We start from the raw sequence: 16,572 nt of genomic DNA, 5'->3' as shown, positions 1-16,572 counted from the left end.
GGCATTACCTGAAGAGTCTTCTGATATATCTTTTATACCATTCTGTCTTAAGAACGATATAAGAGTTACAGATCCTCGATCTTTGTAAGATCCCGTAGGGTTGAGGAAATCTAGTTTAAAACGAAGTTTTCCTATCTTGAGAAGAGGTGTATTTCCTTCACCTAGCGAAATCCATTCTTTAATATAAGGGAAGTTTTTTCTTATCTCTGTATTATAATCTCCTAGTATCTCTACCTTAAAAGGTCCTCCGCATCTCGAGCACGTTATCTCGTATATGTTTTCCCTTTCCTTGCCGCATCTTGTGCATTTAATTATGAATTCCACAGATGAACTATGTGACATTAAACCTAAAATTTGTGTTTACTGTACTTATGAAGAATCTTTAACATATTTTTTGATTTCTATGGATGTATTTATAATGTTAGAAGGTTTTAATTCCCGTTAAAAATTGGAGATTGTTAATCCTTAGGATCACTATATCGATGTAGAGAAAAGATTTACACTATTTTGATTCGGCCTTAAATGGATCAGACAACTTTTTAGATTATTCTTCTAGAATTCTTCTGTCACTTTTATTATGTTTTTTAAACGAAGAAGCTCGATAACGATAAAAGTATTCCAAAGATACCTATTCCCATTATTATGTTTGGTAAAGGAAAAATAATTAGTTAGAAGTCCATAAATAAAAGCCATAACAGGAGATAAACTATTCAGAAAAATCTGAATTATTGAGTTTACTCTCCCCATTACTTGATTTGGGAATTATTCTGGTAAATATACTATCCAGAGGTATATTGATAAATGACATATATATACCTAGAAAAAAGAATCTAATGAATCTATCAGTGGAGATTTGGTTATTGCAATAACTAAGAAAGATATTCCAAATTCCATTGAAATAGCGGTTATAAATATTGGGTTCATCAGTTTTTAGCTATCATACTTCCTATTGTTCCACCTAAAGTCGCACCAATAGAAACAATAGAAAATAGAAGAAGAAAGATAGTATAGAAGATAGCTGAAAAATGGAGAGTTAAGTGAAAAAGTCCAGATGCATAAACATCTAGGGCAATAAAAGTACCGTTGAAAAGCATGCCTAAAATCAAAATAGGAGTAGATAAGATAACATTTGCCGATCTTCTTAAATCTCTGGACATACCTAAATCTTCAACATATTATCACCTTAAAATATTGAAAGAAAACGAGCTTATAATAATAAGAGACGTAATTACAATTACGAGACCTAGAACTATTATTCAGATAACACCGAAAGGTAAACTCATTATAGAAAAATACATAGAATTACAGGGAAAAATACAAAAGAAAAAATAAGGAACATGAAATCTTACAAAAATTAACTACGTATATTGATTGATTATAATCAAAATAGACTAATTATATCTTTATGATAGGTGTTCTTTATCAATATATTATTTCTATTAATATTTCTATTAATATTTCTACAAAAGCTACAATTAATAATAAATCCTTACGTGAAATAAGGAAATTATGTAAGCAAAGAGAGTCAGGACATATATACCCGGTCTAGACGAAATCCTTTATGGTGGAATACCAGAAAGGAACATTGTATTGTTCTCTGGGCTGAATCCTTTCTCACGGTAACAGATATCTTTTTATATCTGTTTATAACGAATTTTCGTTGCTATATGATAATCTCTCACACCGATGTGGGCTATGCCCAAAAGGGTGGGAGTGATTGCAGAGATGTGAGGCCCGTGCCGTTGGGCTCGAAGGAGTCCCATGACCCACCTACAGTAAGTAGGCGGTTAAGGGCTAAGTCCCTACACTCGATCATGAGTGAACATAAAATGATTGAAATGAGAGCGTAGGGACAAACGGGCCCTGGGACTGGAAAGTCCATAATGGCAAAGCAGTTCATATATAACGGTCTAACAAAGGGTGAAAATGGTATATACGTTACTTTGGAAGAACATCCCGTTTCAGTCATAAGGAGTTTTCATTACTTTGGTTGGGATATTACCAAGTATGAAAGAGAGGGAAAGTTTTCTGTAGTTGACGCTTTTACGGGCGGTTACGGTGCAACCGCCCAAAAGGAGAAATATGTTGTTAAAAATGTGGATGATGTAAAGGAATTCTCCGAAGTTTTGAGAACTGCAATTAAAGAGACTGAGGCTAACAGAGTCGCCATTGATTCAGTGAGTACATTATACCTTACTAAACCTGCAATGGCGAGAGGAATAGTAATGACGCTAAAGAGGGTAATTTCTGGTCTAGGCTGTACAGCGTTCTTCGTTAGCCAAGTTTCAGTTGGTGAGAGGGGTTTCGGCGGACCAAGTGTAGAACACGCTGTTGACGGTATAATAAGATTAGACCTAGACGAGTTCGAGGGCAAGATGTATAGGTCGATAATAGTGTGGAAGATGAGGGACACGAAGATCTCAATGGTAAGGCACCCAATGGAAATCACTGATGAAGGTATTGTAATACAATGGGACAAATACCTGAGGATTACGAACTTTAAGGCAGAGATAGATCCTTTACCGCAGAAGGAAGTTGAGGAGATGAAAAAAGCTGTCGAAGAAGCAAAAACTTATCAGAAAAAGGAAGAAAGTGAAGAGGAGGATAATGAGGAATGAAAGGTCTTCATTCATATTATAGCCCTTTCCTCCTTCCTCGATTTTCCTAATTAAATTACGTTATAACCTACATCTAGCTTCTCCGAACTCCACCCCTAAGAGTTGGTCATCTAAGCGGTTGGGTAATATGCCCTCTTCGTCTATAACAGATATACTTAACAGAGATAAGTTGATGGGAAGACTTAGAGAAGGATATATTATTTTATCTAAACTTTCTCTAAAATATGGGGTGGAGGGGGACTTAATGGGTAAAATCTGATGAAGTGACAGATATTATGATTTTGAAAGAAAAGTGTAGTAAGTTTAAGAAAAAGCTCCTAAGGTTAGTGATACAATTTTGGTATTTGCATGTTAGTAGGAAGGTCATTATGTGTAAAGATACTACTTTCATCTACAAATAATGAAGGAATAATTATCATTAACACGATTTGATCTATTCGACTTAACTAACTTCTCCCTCCTCAGTAAGGACTCCTTTATTTTGCCAGTTTCTTATTGTTCTAACACACATATTTCATTTCTCCTAAAGATTTAACATTTTATAATGATTTATATAAGGTGAGTTTTTATACAAGAATCTAAAGAAACTATTTATGCATATGGGTTCTACAATTACAATTCAGCAAATAGCGGCTTTAGTTTACATTCTCGGTATGATGATAATAAATTTTGGGATCTTGGCCTACATTCTCAGGAAGGAATATGTCAATAAAAAGGCAATGTTTTTCATCGTCTCGATAATACTCTACATGGGAGTTGAGAGCATAGCCTTCGGCTACGTAGTGTTTTACGGCGGTACGCTGTTCATAGAGCCCTTGTTGTTGATGATCGCCTCTGTTCCTTTATTACTTTCAGCGACAGTAAAGAGTGAAATTATAAGGGTTAAATCAGATAATTCATCATCTTTACTACTAGCAATCTCGGTTATCTTCGACGAGTTTAGTATGGGATACTTATATTCCTCAGCTTTCGGCCCACGAATGTATAACCCGGTCATCGATGCAGTCAGCAACATAGCTTTCGGGATAATGATGTTTGCCGATGGTATATTCTTCCTAGTCTTAAGCAGAGTGAAGGACATCTTCGAGTTATCTTTTGCGACTTTCGCAATTTCCATGGCGTTTTTACCGTCGATATTTATCCAGTTCTCGAAGGAAATAGAGTTGGTAGCCTCTCTGATTTCCACGACGATCATGATAATAAACGTGATCACTCTCTACTTAATCGCGATAAGGAGAATAAACCTCAAAGGAGTCATAGTTAGCATTTCGTTAGCCGCCTTCGACTTGTTTATGATGATAGGGTTGAGTACTTTTGCCGCTTTAAACGACATGTGGACTATTTCGCTTTCTATCTTGATCTCTATGGTTTGGTACTTCGTTTTGGTGATCAGAGACATCCCGGCAAAGAAAATAGATTATAAATTAAGGTACCCATTCTTACTTCTTGTCCTCATAAACCTAGCCGAAATAACCATGGGTTTTGGTGAAAGTGTTTTAGGCTTTGACATAACTAACTCCCTATTCGTCGCTAAAGCGATGCATACGATGTCTTCTATGGGCAGTTCCATGAACACAATGGCAGGTCAGGGTATGCACTCTATGTCTGGTAGTATGTCTTCAGGGATGGGTATGCACTCTATGTCTGGTAGTATGTCTTCAGGGATGATGATGATGAGGAGTCCCTTCACGAATCCTTTCTGGTGGTTATTCCCGTTCAATCCTTATGCTATGGGTACGATGTTCTTGCATGCAAGCAGTAACTTACTATTAAACGCCTTTATGACTTCCTATATGTTCGTTATGGCGACAACTATGTCTCCCTTCTACGTAATAATGATGGGGGCTGAAATGGCTTTTTTAGTGTATGAGAGGTTTAAGGTAAGTAAGAACTCGCAAGTTAAAAAATGGGCTCTGGTCATCCTAGTGGGAATTCCCCTCTTCGTGATCACAATCCCCTACTACACTAACTTCTACGTATTCGGCATGAGTGGAATGATCTTCCCAGTGACTCTCTTACCTTTCGTGGTCTCGCTCATCGCGATAGCATTAGCGACGTCACTATTCGGTAGGAGGGCTTACTGTAATACCGTATGTATGGCAGCCCATATGTGGACTAATGTATTTTACGACCAGTTCAAGCCTAAGAAGACGAGTAAGATTTGGGAATATACGAGGTGGGTATTCCTTGTGCCAATGGTTATAGCTTTTTCGCTGTTCGTGCTAATGGAGCTCAAAATGTGGACTCCACCTAAATTAGGCATGGCAAAAATAGATCCACTAAACTTCTACGGAATGTTCGTACTCAACTACGTGTGGTGGTTCTTCTACTTTCTCACTCCGGTCTTCGGAGCGTACAGTTGTGCAAGACAAGGTTGGTGCGGTTTCGGGACATTTGCAGGTATATTTAACAAGGTTCTGTTTAAGATAAGAGCTAAAGACGTAGAGACTTGTAGGACTTGTCAGACGAAAAGTTGCGAAGGTGCTTGCCCGGTAAAGATACCGATCTCTGTTGACGTCCTCCAGAAGGGCTATAGTAATAGAATATCCTGCGTAGGTTGTGGAGACTGTGTTGAAGCTTGCACTTATAATAACCTAATGATTGAGGACATAACTACTAGGTTTAGGCATGGGGTCAAAGTGTAAAAAGATAGAGAGTTTTTATCTTTTTATCTCACTATCTCTCGATCTTTTTTAATTTTCCCCTTTCAGGTCAGATCAGAAAAACTCTCAGTCTTAATCTCTTATCATTTGTCAATTTTTTTCTCTAAGATCTCTTTCATTTTCCTCCCGTTATCTAACATCCATAAGTCGTTGTTAAAGAACACAAATATATCCTTAGCGTGGAGTTGTATCAGCTTATCCACTACCTCTTCTAGCTCTTTCTCAGAATATTCATAGAAGTACCAGTTGTCCCTACCATGCATTCGCAAATAAACTACGTCATGAGACTTAAAGTAGTAATTGCCAATCGGAGAGTCTATAGACACAGTTACGCATTCAGTTTGTGGAACATCTTTAAACCAGTCCAAACTCCTGAACTCTATTGCTCCACTATCTCCTAACTCCAGACATATATCCTTAACTCTCTTTATGTTTTCATCGCTTTTACGAAAGTTAGGGGGTAACTGAAATAGGTAGAAGCGGGGTCTTAATGGTTCGAATATCTCAACGAATTTTCTGACCTCGTCACTTACGTCTTTTAACCTCTTTACGTGGGTAACTTTCCTGTTAACCTTGATAGCCCAAGTGATTTCGTACTTCCTCCACTTTTCAACTTGCTGGGGTGTAGGGATTCTGTAAAAGGAGGCGTTAAGCTCAACAGCGTTAAAACCGGAATATTTAACGTACCAATCCAGGTTTTTCTTAGGGTTCCACGGGTATAGCCATCCAGACGTACCTATGAATATCATTTATTATACTTCACATGTATAAAAACACGATCAATCTTTTAATTCTTAACTAACAGTCTTACGGTCAGACAGTCCCACTAATTCCATTACCTTTCTCCAGTTTTTCTCGTAGGCTTGAGAGAGCTTTATGAATTCAGGATGTTCCGCCACTTTTCTTATTGCCTCAAGGTCTATCTTATTTACGACCCCTTTCTCCTTCAGTTCCAACAATAAATATACTACGTTAAGTTTAATGTGGATATTCAAAGGTTGATACAAAAGCTCGTTCAAGTAATCGTCTGAAGGTTTCTTCACCAGACCTATCTCTAGAAAGTAGGGTAATAAGCTCCAAGCGCTTATTCTAGTATAGGGGTCTCCCCTCAAAGCCCTCTCGAAATACTCTACATTAGACTTTAAGACGTCAAGGCTTATTATCCCTTCCTTCCATAGGTCATAGGCTATCCACCAAGCATTTATATCACCCTCTCTTAAAGCTCTTTCCAGTTTTCTCTCGTCGTAGTCTCTCTTGTCCACTATACCCAATTTCACGAGTTGTGGCAACATCTGCCATGCGTGTAAAGCTACGTCAATATCTTCGTCGTCTAACATCTCCAAAAAGTAGTTCTTAAGCGATCTCATGTCAATGCTCTTATATAATATCTCAGCCTTTTTCCACCCGTCTAGTCTATCGTATTTGTTCTCAGCTTTTAATAATCTTTCGTAGAACTCCTTGTTCATATACTATGTGTACACTTTTACACTTTTATGTTTATCTACTAATTCTGAATTTTACTATGTATACAAAAAATAATATTTATAAAATTCTGTTGATGAAAGAAATTCTTACTTTAACGACACTAAATATCAAAGAATAAAATGGTAATTAACTCTAGCTCAGATCTTGTTAGTGACAAACCATGGCAAAACCTTATGTAGCTATAAACATGGCAGAGGTAAAAAACGATCCTAAAACCCTAGAGCTCTTCGGCAAAGTAGGACCTAAAGTCTGTATGGTGACAGCTAGGCACCCAGGTTTTGTAGGATTCCAAAATCATGTACAGATAGGTGTAGTACCTTTAGGGACAAGATGGGGAGGAGCGAAGATGGAAATGAGCCAAGAGATGCACAGCATCTTCCTGTTCCAATACACCTTCTGGAAAAACTGGAAAGATCACGAGGAAATGCATAGGCAGAACTGGGCTAACTTGTTCAGGCTATGCCTACAATGCTCAGATCAAATGATCTGGGGACCCTACGAGCCCTTATACGAGATAGTCTACGCAAATATGCCCTTGAACACGGAGATGACCGACTTCACAGTAATGATGGGTAAGAAATTCGCCGCAGGAGAGACAGTTTCAGTTCCTCCAATTTCACAGCCTTACGGTAAGAGAGTCGTCGCTTTCGGTGAACATATCGTGAAAGAAGGGTTAGAGAGCCAATTTGAGGAAAGCGCAATAAAGACTCTAGAGGCTTTCAGATCAGCACCGGGCTTCTTAGGAGGAATGATACTTAAAGAGATAGGTGTCTCACCTTTAGGAAGTTTACAGTTAAACGCTAAAGGCTTCCACCAGATACTGGAAACAGCCAACGGGATGGACGTACCCGACCCAGTCACTATATACGAAGCTCCTGAATTTAAGAACAAACCTCAAAGGTATATTGTCCACACGGAGTGGAGTGATACCAACGCTTTGATGTTCGGTTTAGGTAGGGTGTTAATACACCCTGAGGTGAGGCAGATACACGACAAAGTGTTAGACACCTTAGTATTCGGTCCTTATATAAGAGTTCTAAACCCCATGATGGAAGGTACGTATTGGAGAGAGTACTTAAACGAGTACCACCTTTAAGCCCTTTCTCTTTTTTTAAAATCCAAGTGTTTTTCCAATAATTTTTCTCAATTATATGTAAAGAATGTTGAAGTTCTTTACTTTTTAATCCAAGTGTTTTTCTTGAAGTGAGTAGTTTATGGTGAACTATTGAATGAACATAGTCGTCTAGTTCGTAAATTATTTGGGACTAACAAAATATTCCCGTATCTGACGACAAAGATTATATATAGCCACGACCTTACTCGTCGTAGAGGCGCTTATGAACTCCACTTGTTGATAATACACGGTCACAATAACCGACTCATCTACGCTCTGGAACGGCAAGGGTTCCCTTCTCGTCGTTCCCACCATCGATTCAGGGTTACATTTGGTGGGCAGTCGAGGTTAATCAAAACTTCCTCACATGAAAAGAGAGCTTTCATCTTTAACGTCTAGTCCCTTAAAGGAAGGAGATACTAAGTACTCCTCCCGCAGTCCTGTTAAGCCCTTAATCGAACTGGAGAGGAACATCATTAGCGTCATTAACAGAAAATTAGAGAAATGAGGTATTTAAACATAGGGCTATCCATCACCTTGGCGAGGTTTCCGCCTTTTTAACCCCCAGCTTCTGTAATTCTGGAGACATAAAAGTAAGATATTGGTTACGACGTAGGTAGTGATGATCTTTATCCTTATGGCTATTTTCATAATATATGCACCGTTGTAGTAGAGAGAAATGATGTGAAGAAAAAGTTTTCAGACTGAAACTCAATTACTACCTATGAACAAAAGAACATTGACTGTCTTATCGTTAGTCCTCGTTTTACTGATCGTGACGGAGCTATATCTGGTAATATATTACCACTATAAAGTTAATATAAACCCCTCAATCTTCTCTTCACCTACTACAAGTCCTCTAAGCCTCACCAGACCTCCAACCCCTTCCTCTACACAACTCCCCAACTTAACCTCTCCAATATCCTTGAGACTAGTAATGAATTACTATAACATCACATATAACTCTTCGGTAAAGCTCTTCTCAGAATGTCCTTATGTTAATAAGTACTTCGTGGAAAGCGATAACTTGTTGGCAGTGATCGCGTTAAAGGACTTAAATGCCTCCATGTGGGAAACGGTTTGGGATAACATCAAGAGTAACATAACTTTGTCACCTTACTTGGTATTAGCGGGAATACACAACTTCACGTGGATGTTTAAAGACCCCGTAAATGAGAAAGTTTGGGGACCCATCTGTACTATAAGTTTTAACGATTCTCCAAGCTACCTTGCTTGGTACGAATACGCTGACACTTCTCTTTTATTTTCTATTTACGAGCTTGAAAACGGGAACATAACCCTTGCAGAGAAAGTGTTTGAAACTACAATTAACGACTTCTGGAATGGTTACGGATTTCAGGATGAAAGTGTTACAAGTAACGTCTATGCTTCTTATAAGCTAGCCTTGGCTATCATAGCGTGGAAGTACATAGGTAAATATGACCAGACGTTTGCGATGGAGTATTTGCCTTTAATTCTTAAGATATATAACATTGCTAAACATCTGCAGTCCCCTATTGGAGGTTATTTCAGTAATTACAAGGTAGTGAACGGGACCGTAATCCCGTTAGGGAATGTGAACACGGAAACGACTTCACTATTTGTTATAGCATTTACGATACAGTAAGATATAGTGAGTTTATTTATCTTTGCTCAATCGTCTCATCACCCAGTTAAAACGAGCAAGTGTTTAAGCGATCACGAAATTGCAGAAATGCGAGAAAATCAGAGTAAGCAGATCCGCAGAACTGGACAGTATGTAAATAGTTTAAAAACAAGTCTGCTAAGGTATTTAATACGAATACGTCGATACCAAATCTTGGTAACTGGTTATTGGAAGCCTCTTAGACTGTTTATCTTACTTCATTGTCTAGTAAATATCTTTCAATTGCAGATATACTATCTCTCTAACTTAAGACTTACCTTGTTTAAGCTATGAAGGCAATTGTCTACCTTACTTATTTAAATTAATTTAATAACCACTCATCTTAAAATATTAACATAAGAACCAGAATTTTAGAGAAATTAATCAGATTTACTCCCAAGTCCTAAATTGGTCAAGGAAAAGAAAATATCATTCTTTGAATAGAGTTAAACCTCACCGCAAAATTTATAAATCAACGGTAATGTGATAATTTATGAATAGTAAGTTATTTTCAATTCTAGTAACCACGGCATTATTACTTTCAATTTCAACACTATCTTTCTCGTCCACAACACAAACTTATATTCCGCCGTTAGAACTAAAGGGATTTCATGTAGTAGGAACATTATCACCAAACGATAAAGTGACATTTACACTCTTCATTCCCCTAAAGAACGTAGGGCTACTCTACTATTACGCTTTAGCAGTATCTAACCCCTCATCACCTCTGTATCACCATTTCTTAACAAAGGAACAAGTTGAAAAACTGTTTTACCCCACTCAGCAGTACGAGCAAGTCTTATCTTATCTGAAGCAATCTGGGTTTAACATTATTTTAACAGCCGCAGACTCGGTTATAGTAGCTACTGGGACTGTTGGACAAGTGGAGAAATATTTAGGTCTAAACTTCGAAGTCCTAAGTAACGGGACATTAATTTACTACACCTCTTACGGAGTACCTAAGATCCCGGCTTTCGTAATTTCCTCGAATGTCTCAGCAATTTTCTTCCAACACCCCTCAACGCTTGTTACTATTAAGGATGTAATGAAGCTAAAGCAAGAAGCCGGGTTACCAAATATGACGTTCCCCATAGAAGCTTACTGGCCTACAGCACTTTATAATGCTTACAACATAACTCCCTTGTTCAATCAAGGCTATGAGGGGCAAGGGTTTAATATAGGTATTCTAGATTTTTACGGTGATCCTTACATTTATCAACAGCTAGTCTATTATGATAAAGTTACAGGATTACCCAATCCGCCTAACTTTACTGTAGTGCCTATAGGGCCATATAACCCGGCCCTAGGAATATTTTATGGATGGGCTGGGGAGATAAGCTTAGATGTTGAAGTAGCACACACCATGGCACCGAAAGCAAACATTACCTTATATGTTGCTAACCCCAACATACCTTTATCAGCAGTAATCGCCTATATAGTTTCACAAGACAAAGTTAATGTACTCTCCCAGAGCTTCGGAATACGAGAGTCTGCATTTTCGAACTTATTTAACGGTCCTGAATTCTATTCTTGTGTCGTATTAACCGATGAGTATTATGCTATGGGAAGTGCTGAAGGTATTACTTTCTTAGCCAGTAGCGGAGATGGCGGAGGTAGCGGCTACAGTAATGGGCCTATAGGGGCTGTTATCTATCCCTCAGTTTCACCATTCGTCACCGCTGTCGGAGGGACAACAACCTATATACAGTTCCACGGTGGAGTAGAGCAAACTGCTTGGTCTAATTACGGCTTCATTCCTAACGACGTGAATTCTGGTGGTTCAACTGGAGGGTTTAGTATTATAGAACCTAAACCGTGGTGGCAATGGAGTTTACAGACGCCCGCTACATACCCTAACGGTAGAACTACACCAGATATTTCGGCAAACGCTAATGTATATCCCGGGATTTATATAATATGCCCCTATAACGTGACTACAATAACCGGAGGGACTAGTGAAGCATCACCTTTAACTGCAGGGATTCTGACAACTATAATGAGTTACCTAAATCACAGCCTAGGCTTAATTAACCCGATAATATACGAACTGGCAAATAGCAGCTATGAAAAAGTTTTCAACCCCATAACTTTCGGTTACAACATACCGTGGACTGCCAATTACGGTTATAATTTAATTACGGGTTGGGGTACTTTAAACTCCGGTAACTTAGCTTATTACTTAAAAACTACAAAAACAAATGTCAGCAATATTTCAATAGTCGTTAACGTTTATAATACTTCGGGGAAAACGCCTTTAGAGTTCTTCCCCGGTCAAGTTGTGGAGATAGTCGCTAACATAACAATGAACGGAATACCAGTGACCAACGGTAGCTTCTATGCTATAATTGAGGGAATTGAAGGAAATCTTACTGAAACTCAATTAACGTATAACCCCTCATTAAAGGAATGGGTAGCAACAGTTACATTACCTCAAAACGCTAACGGTTTACTTTTCGTTACAGTTTACGGTAATGGGAGTTATGGCTTTGTCGAAACGTTTTCTGGGTATTATGTACGATTCTTGACTCCAGCTACTTTTACACCATTTGACACGCAAGTAAGCAACGTTACAGAAGCTAATGTAACAAACGTTTACGGAGTTCCGGCGAACTTCACATTAAGCCTAAACGTTTACTCCTATAACATAACTGACAACGAATACATTATGACCAACTCAACAGTATTAACCCCTATTTCGACATATGGTCCTTGGGTTGGGACTTTAAACGCTAAAATAGGAGATGATTTATTAATTGCCACTAACGCTTATGGTTTCGTAGCGTTCTCTAACGGGATCTATCTACAATCACTCTTTATATTACCACAAATAGTGGCGGAACCCGGTAGTGTTGCGGGAGGGCAATATATAATTGTATCCGGGTTAATAGAACCACCTACCCTTCCACTACAGTATTCTACAACCATGTTAGATATTCTTCTTGGAACTAACGTAACTGCTGAATTAGTGAGTCCTAACGGTAAAGTAATTAGCGAGACTGTCGCTTCCCTCTCCCCCTCCGGCGAGATACTAGGATTCTTATACGTTCCTAAAAACGTCACAGCCGGGTTGTATACGGTATTATTATTCGCAAAATATGACTCATATACCTTAGGGATGAACTTAACGGGCTTCTTTTATGGACAGATTTACGTAACACCTAATTACAACACTCCCATAATTAAAACCGCAAAGTATGCTTACGAGGGACAAACATTGCTCATTTATGCTAATATAGAATATCCCAATGGAAGTGAAGTAAAGTACGGCATGTATTCTGCGTTTATTTATCCACAGATTTTAAGCCAAGAGTACTCGCAGATAAGTACAGAAATAGAGATACCGTTGTGGTTCAATTCAACGCTTAACGAGTGGGTAGGTAACGTAACTTTACCATCAGCAAGTAATTTAGGCAATCTCACCTACTTGTCTTCGACAACATACTTCGGATTACCTTTTGACATAATGGTCAACGGAATATCATTTAACGGGGTTCCCACCATAAATAACTATAATACGAGCTATACTTTCTACGTTTATCCCTATACTCTGGTAAAGGGACAACATATAGATGAAGGAGAGACCTATAATGCTGTTCTAGAGAATGACATTATAACGGGTAAGGTCACTTTAGCGAATGACATACTCGTTAATGATACTATAGAGGGTAATGTAAGTATAATCAACTCTAACATCACTTATGTAAACGCAGAAGGGTCTAATTTAACACTTGTAAACTCTTATGTTAACTCATTAACAGCCTTAAACACTAAAGTCAACTTGGTCTCAACAAGTGTAAACGAGCTAAACTTAGAAGGTTCTTCAAGCGTTGAAGTTATAAATTCACAAATAATAAACGTTACTCCCTCCTTACCTAAAGTAAACGTTAAAGTACCGATGACTGCTACTGGTGAGGTGAACGTTAGTATAACTGTAGGCGGGGAAGATGTTTCACAAGTGATGTTATACATTGATAACACGTTGCTAACAACGTTTAGCGGTAATGGTACTTTCGTGTATACTTTAAATACTGCTAGCTATCCAGACGGTACCTATACTTTGAAAGTGGTTGCGATGCAATCTGACGGATTAAGCTCTACTTACACAACCCATATCCAAGTCGAGAATCAGCTAGAAACACTAAATAATAAATTATCAACGCTGAATGATAGTTTATCGACGATCTCAAGCTCATTATCCTCAGTTAACTCTAACTTGTCTAGTAAAGTCTCTACATTACAAATAATATCGATCATAGGTATAATAATTGCAATAGTCGCAATAGCTCTAGCCCTAGTTCGCAGAAAATAATATCATCAGTCCAACGCTTTTTACCCTCAAGTCTTTTTTAATGATGGTTTATGTCCCTAGGTAGGAAAGAGAGGAATTCTTCTACTAATCCTATTAATAGTGGCTCTTTCATTAATACTCTCAGTGTTTAATATAACAACGGCTATGGCACAGACCACGCCACAGATCATGGTGTATAAGGTACTTGGAAGCGATGATATAAATAACCCTGGAGCTGCTGCACCTTTCTGGAGCGAGATCTAATGGGTAAACTTGTCCTTAACAGCTAATATACCGAATACACCGACATCTGGTTTAACTCGCTAGATACTAGTTAAGGCTGCGTGGAATGGATCTTGGATATTTATCCTTGTAAAATGGCATGCCCTAGAGCCCATTTTTAGTGGATGAAAATTATATATCAACACTTAGTTGTATATATCAATACGTTTAATACATATAGAAAATTTTTATTATAGACATTTTATCATATCTTGATTCCTATGAAGCTAAGAGATATTTTCAAGCCCCTAGATGATTCTAATTTCAATGTTTACCATGCAAAGAGTCTTTTAATAACAACTCTGGGGATGTTTACAATAAGTTATAATACTACCTTTATAGCAGTAGCACTTCTGGAACTTAAAAAAGAGTTTGGACTTGTAGCAGGATCGTCACTATACGTTCTTTTAGGCACTGCGTCGTTTTGGACCGCTATCGTAGGTGCGATTCTCTTCGGCGTTACCTCTAATTTCAAGGGAAGAAGAGCAGTTTACGGTTATGAAGCTTTGCTGCTCTCTTTAGGTTCACTCCTCGGTGCCTTTACGCAGAACGTATATGAGCTTATACTCACACAGATGTTGTTCGGATTGGGAATAGGAGGAGACTTCGTTATGTCTCCTATAGTATTGGGAGAGTTTGCCAACAAAAGGATAGGGGTAAATTGCTGGCATTTGCAGTGGGTGTAACGGGTCCTCTGGGGAGCATTGCGAGTGCAGCTACTCTTCTGGGGCTTCCTCTAATAGGGATTCACGGTGATCTATTGTGGAGATTGGTGTTAGGTTTAGGGGCTATTATTCCGGGATCGGTTATATACCTTAGACGAAAGGTACCTGAGTCCCCTAGATACCTAGTAAGAATTAAGGGGGACATGAAGAGGTACCAAGAGGTTGTTAAACAAGTGACTAATAACGATTTGACTGTGGCTGCTAACGCAGTGGACAAGACACCGGTGCTTTTTTACCTAAGAAAATACGCTAAATACATAGCAATAGCAGGGATACTATGGTTCCTAGACCATATGGTGAACCCTGGAGGTGTCTCTGAACCAGCTCTTGTGGGAGAGTCAATAGGTATTAAAAACACAGCTATCTTCAGCCTTGTCCTAACACTAGCTGCGTCAATACCCGGAGGTGCTGTATCTCTCCTACTGATAGATAAGTGGGGTAGGAAACCCTTGGAAGCTGTTGGATTCGCTGGAATGGCTATATCGTTAGTTCTTTTCGCGGCAGTTAAACCGCAATTAACGCTCTCAAACCCTATCACTCCGATAGTGGGAATGCTACTCCTTGGAGGGTATCATTTCTGGCACAACGTAGGTCCAGCTAACGTAAGTGCAGCGGGTGTCTTTAATGTAGAACTTACGCCTACCAAAATAAGAGGAATAGCATCAGGTATAGTTGTTGCAATCGATAGAATGGGCGCCCTAGTTAACTCCGCAATATTCCCATTCCTCTTCTTCAACTTCGGTCTTCCCGTTGCTGTAGGAGTCGGAGGAGCCTTAGGAATAATAGCTGCGATAGTGACGCTGGTAGCAGTGCCTGAAACTAAACAGAAAAGCCTCGAAGAAAGCTCCTTTGAGGATATGTGGTTTAACGTGGAAAACCCACTATAATTATCCTTTTTTCTCAAAGATTCTCAAACTTTTTAGTTTAAAAATCCTAGAAGTTGTAGCGAGTCTCTATTGGTGGATATAAACTTCAGCTCACGAGGTAAAGAGGACAAATATAAGTTAAATCAAGAGACGAAAAAAGAATGAATTAAGGTTTCGAATGTCTCTACGAAAAAACATACAAACACTTGCTTAGCTTATATATTTTCTAACTAACTTAACGAACTCTTCGTCATTAGGTAATTCCTCGATATTGAAGGTCGAGTTCTTCATTACGTTAATAACGAACTCTTTGCTTACCCTTCCTCCCAGTGTAGTAACTACTTTTGTGGCAAATCCCTCGGGGTCTTGCTTAAACATGTCTATTCCTTCATTATAGAGGGAGATAAACTGGTCTCTAAACTCGGGCTTTACATGAGCTCCGCAACTTCCCGGAATTCCCAGAAGCTCTTCAAATGTGATCCCTTTAGCTACTCCCGAAGGGACTACAGCACTATCTATTTCCCCTTTTTTGAGAGACTCCATTATCTTCTGTATGTCGTCTATACCTATGACCTCGGCGTTTAATTTCTTAATATCAACCAACGCTTTAGTCAGAACATTAGCAGCCGTGAGCATCTTAGGTACACCGATCTTCTTCCCCACTGTCGGATATACTGTCATTAGTCCTTTTACTGTAACGTAGTGTATCTTAAGTCCTCTTTTAGCTAGGGACACAGTCGAATCTAATACTATGTCAGCTGTACCTTCTTTAGCAAAAGACAATTCTATTCCCTTATTGTTTACTATTACGGGATATGATACGGGTCCCGGCGCAGCTAGTACTTTCATAATAGTTTGTTAGTGAACAAACTATTTAAAGTTTCCT

The 16,572-nt window shown here is 38.7% G+C and carries 13 protein-coding genes and 2 pseudogenes; 11 read left to right on the top strand and 4 right to left on the bottom strand.

The features are described from left to right. The coding region (locus tag WIW89_RS06010; protein WP_443296296.1) for a pyridoxal-phosphate dependent enzyme at positions 1-324 on the bottom strand (324 nt) is incomplete at its 3' end. Between the two features lie 768 nt (positions 325-1,092). On the opposite strand from WIW89_RS06010, the gene WIW89_RS06005 reads away from it, so the two are divergent. From WIW89_RS06005 to WIW89_RS05985, 5 genes and pseudogenes are all read left to right on the top strand, one after another. Then, positions 1,093-1,332, top strand: coding sequence for a transcriptional regulator (locus tag WIW89_RS06005; protein ID WP_337701265.1), 240 nt, complete (start codon positions 1,093-1,095; stop codon positions 1,330-1,332). Between the two features lie 204 nt (positions 1,333-1,536). Then, positions 1,537-1,623: a hypothetical protein gene (locus tag WIW89_RS06000; RefSeq protein ID WP_443296297.1), complete on the top strand. Its 87-nt coding sequence runs from the start codon at positions 1,537-1,539 to the stop codon at positions 1,621-1,623. 47 nt (positions 1,624-1,670) lie between these two features. Next, complete coding sequence (locus WIW89_RS05995) at positions 1,671-1,850, top strand: hypothetical protein (RefSeq protein WP_337701302.1); 180 nt, start codon at positions 1,671-1,673, stop codon at positions 1,848-1,850. A gap of 9 nt (positions 1,851-1,859) precedes the next feature. Further along, a pseudogene (locus WIW89_RS05990) lies at positions 1,860-2,618 on the top strand (KaiC domain-containing protein); the annotation flags it as partial. A 599-nt stretch (positions 2,619-3,217) separates the two neighbouring features. Then, positions 3,218-5,263, top strand: a complete 2,046-nt coding sequence (locus WIW89_RS05985) for a 4Fe-4S binding protein (protein WP_337720101.1) — start codon at positions 3,218-3,220, stop codon at positions 5,261-5,263. 101 nt (positions 5,264-5,364) lie between these two features. Here the strand turns inward: WIW89_RS05985 and WIW89_RS05980 are convergent, their stop codons facing one another. Together WIW89_RS05980 and WIW89_RS05975 are read right to left on the bottom strand one after the other, a co-directional pair. Beyond that, positions 5,365-6,030 (bottom strand): DUF72 domain-containing protein, encoded by a 666-nt coding sequence (locus WIW89_RS05980; protein ID WP_337720100.1) that lies wholly within the window; start codon positions 6,028-6,030, stop codon positions 5,365-5,367. Between the two features lie 45 nt (positions 6,031-6,075). Further along, positions 6,076-6,747 (bottom strand): hypothetical protein, encoded by a 672-nt coding sequence (locus WIW89_RS05975; RefSeq protein WP_337701271.1) that lies wholly within the window; start codon positions 6,745-6,747, stop codon positions 6,076-6,078. Between the two features lie 179 nt (positions 6,748-6,926). On the opposite strand from WIW89_RS05975, the gene sor reads away from it, so the two are divergent. The 6 genes and pseudogenes from sor to WIW89_RS05945 all read left to right on the top strand — a co-directional run bounded on the left by sor (position 6,927) and on the right by WIW89_RS05945 (position 15,707). Further along, positions 6,927-7,862: a sulfur oxygenase/reductase gene (gene sor, locus WIW89_RS05970; protein WP_337701272.1), complete on the top strand. Its 936-nt coding sequence runs from the start codon at positions 6,927-6,929 to the stop codon at positions 7,860-7,862. A 742-nt stretch (positions 7,863-8,604) separates the two neighbouring features. After that, the gene (locus WIW89_RS05965) at positions 8,605-9,507 is read left to right on the top strand and encodes a hypothetical protein (RefSeq protein ID WP_337720099.1); all 903 of its coding nucleotides are present in this window, start codon (positions 8,605-8,607) and stop codon (positions 9,505-9,507) included. Between the two features lie 511 nt (positions 9,508-10,018). After that, on the top strand, positions 10,019-13,834 hold the full coding sequence (locus WIW89_RS05960; protein WP_337720098.1) for a protease pro-enzyme activation domain-containing protein: 3,816 nt from the start codon (positions 10,019-10,021) through the stop codon (positions 13,832-13,834). 87 nt (positions 13,835-13,921) lie between these two features. Beyond that, positions 13,922-14,218, top strand: a pseudogene (locus tag WIW89_RS05955) (cytochrome b558/566 subunit A); the annotation flags it as partial. 98 nt (positions 14,219-14,316) lie between these two features. Then, positions 14,317-14,781, top strand: a complete 465-nt coding sequence (locus tag WIW89_RS05950) for an MFS transporter (protein ID WP_337720097.1) — start codon at positions 14,317-14,319, stop codon at positions 14,779-14,781. Beyond that, positions 14,757-15,707 carry an MFS transporter gene (locus WIW89_RS05945; protein WP_337701280.1) on the top strand — a complete coding sequence of 317 codons (951 nt, stop codon included), beginning with the start codon at positions 14,757-14,759 and terminating at the stop codon, positions 15,705-15,707. The genes WIW89_RS05950 and WIW89_RS05945 overlap by 25 nt, the downstream gene beginning before the upstream one ends. Positions 15,708-15,896: 189 nt before the next feature. Here the strand turns inward: WIW89_RS05945 and WIW89_RS05940 are convergent, their stop codons facing one another. Beyond that, the gene (locus WIW89_RS05940) at positions 15,897-16,535 is read right to left on the bottom strand and encodes a DUF3834 domain-containing protein (RefSeq protein ID WP_337720096.1); all 639 of its coding nucleotides are present in this window, start codon (positions 16,533-16,535) and stop codon (positions 15,897-15,899) included. Positions 16,536-16,572: the final 37 nt, after the last annotated feature.

It is taken from the genome of Stygiolobus sp. CP850M (assembly GCF_037389425.1).
Taxonomy (GTDB): Archaea; Thermoproteota; Thermoprotei_A; order Sulfolobales; family Sulfolobaceae; genus Stygiolobus.
Note: the sequence above shows the minus strand (reverse complement) of the source record. Positions and strands in the feature narration are given on the sequence as shown.

Bases quoted from the DNA above. Each gene is read 5' to 3' on its own strand.
- WIW89_RS05965 (WP_337720099.1), top strand. From the start codon at position 8,605: ATGAACAAAAGAACATTGACTGTCTTATCGTTAGTCCTCGTTTTACTG.
- WIW89_RS05940 (WP_337720096.1), bottom strand. From the start codon at position 16,535: ATGAAAGTACTAGCTGCGCCGGGACCCGTATCATATCCCGTAATAGTA.
- WIW89_RS05950 (WP_337720097.1), top strand. From the start codon at position 14,317: ATGAAGCTAAGAGATATTTTCAAGCCCCTAGATGATTCTAATTTCAAT.
- WIW89_RS05975 (WP_337701271.1), bottom strand. From the start codon at position 6,747: ATGAACAAGGAGTTCTACGAAAGATTATTAAAAGCTGAGAACAAATAC.
- WIW89_RS05960 (WP_337720098.1), top strand. From the start codon at position 10,019: ATGAATAGTAAGTTATTTTCAATTCTAGTAACCACGGCATTATTACTT.
- WIW89_RS06005 (WP_337701265.1), top strand. From the start codon at position 1,093: ATGCCTAAAATCAAAATAGGAGTAGATAAGATAACATTTGCCGATCTT.
- WIW89_RS05980 (WP_337720100.1), bottom strand. From the start codon at position 6,030: ATGATATTCATAGGTACGTCTGGATGGCTATACCCGTGGAACCCTAAG.
- WIW89_RS05985 (WP_337720101.1), top strand. From the start codon at position 3,218: ATGGGTTCTACAATTACAATTCAGCAAATAGCGGCTTTAGTTTACATT.
- sor (WP_337701272.1), top strand. From the start codon at position 6,927: ATGGCAAAACCTTATGTAGCTATAAACATGGCAGAGGTAAAAAACGAT.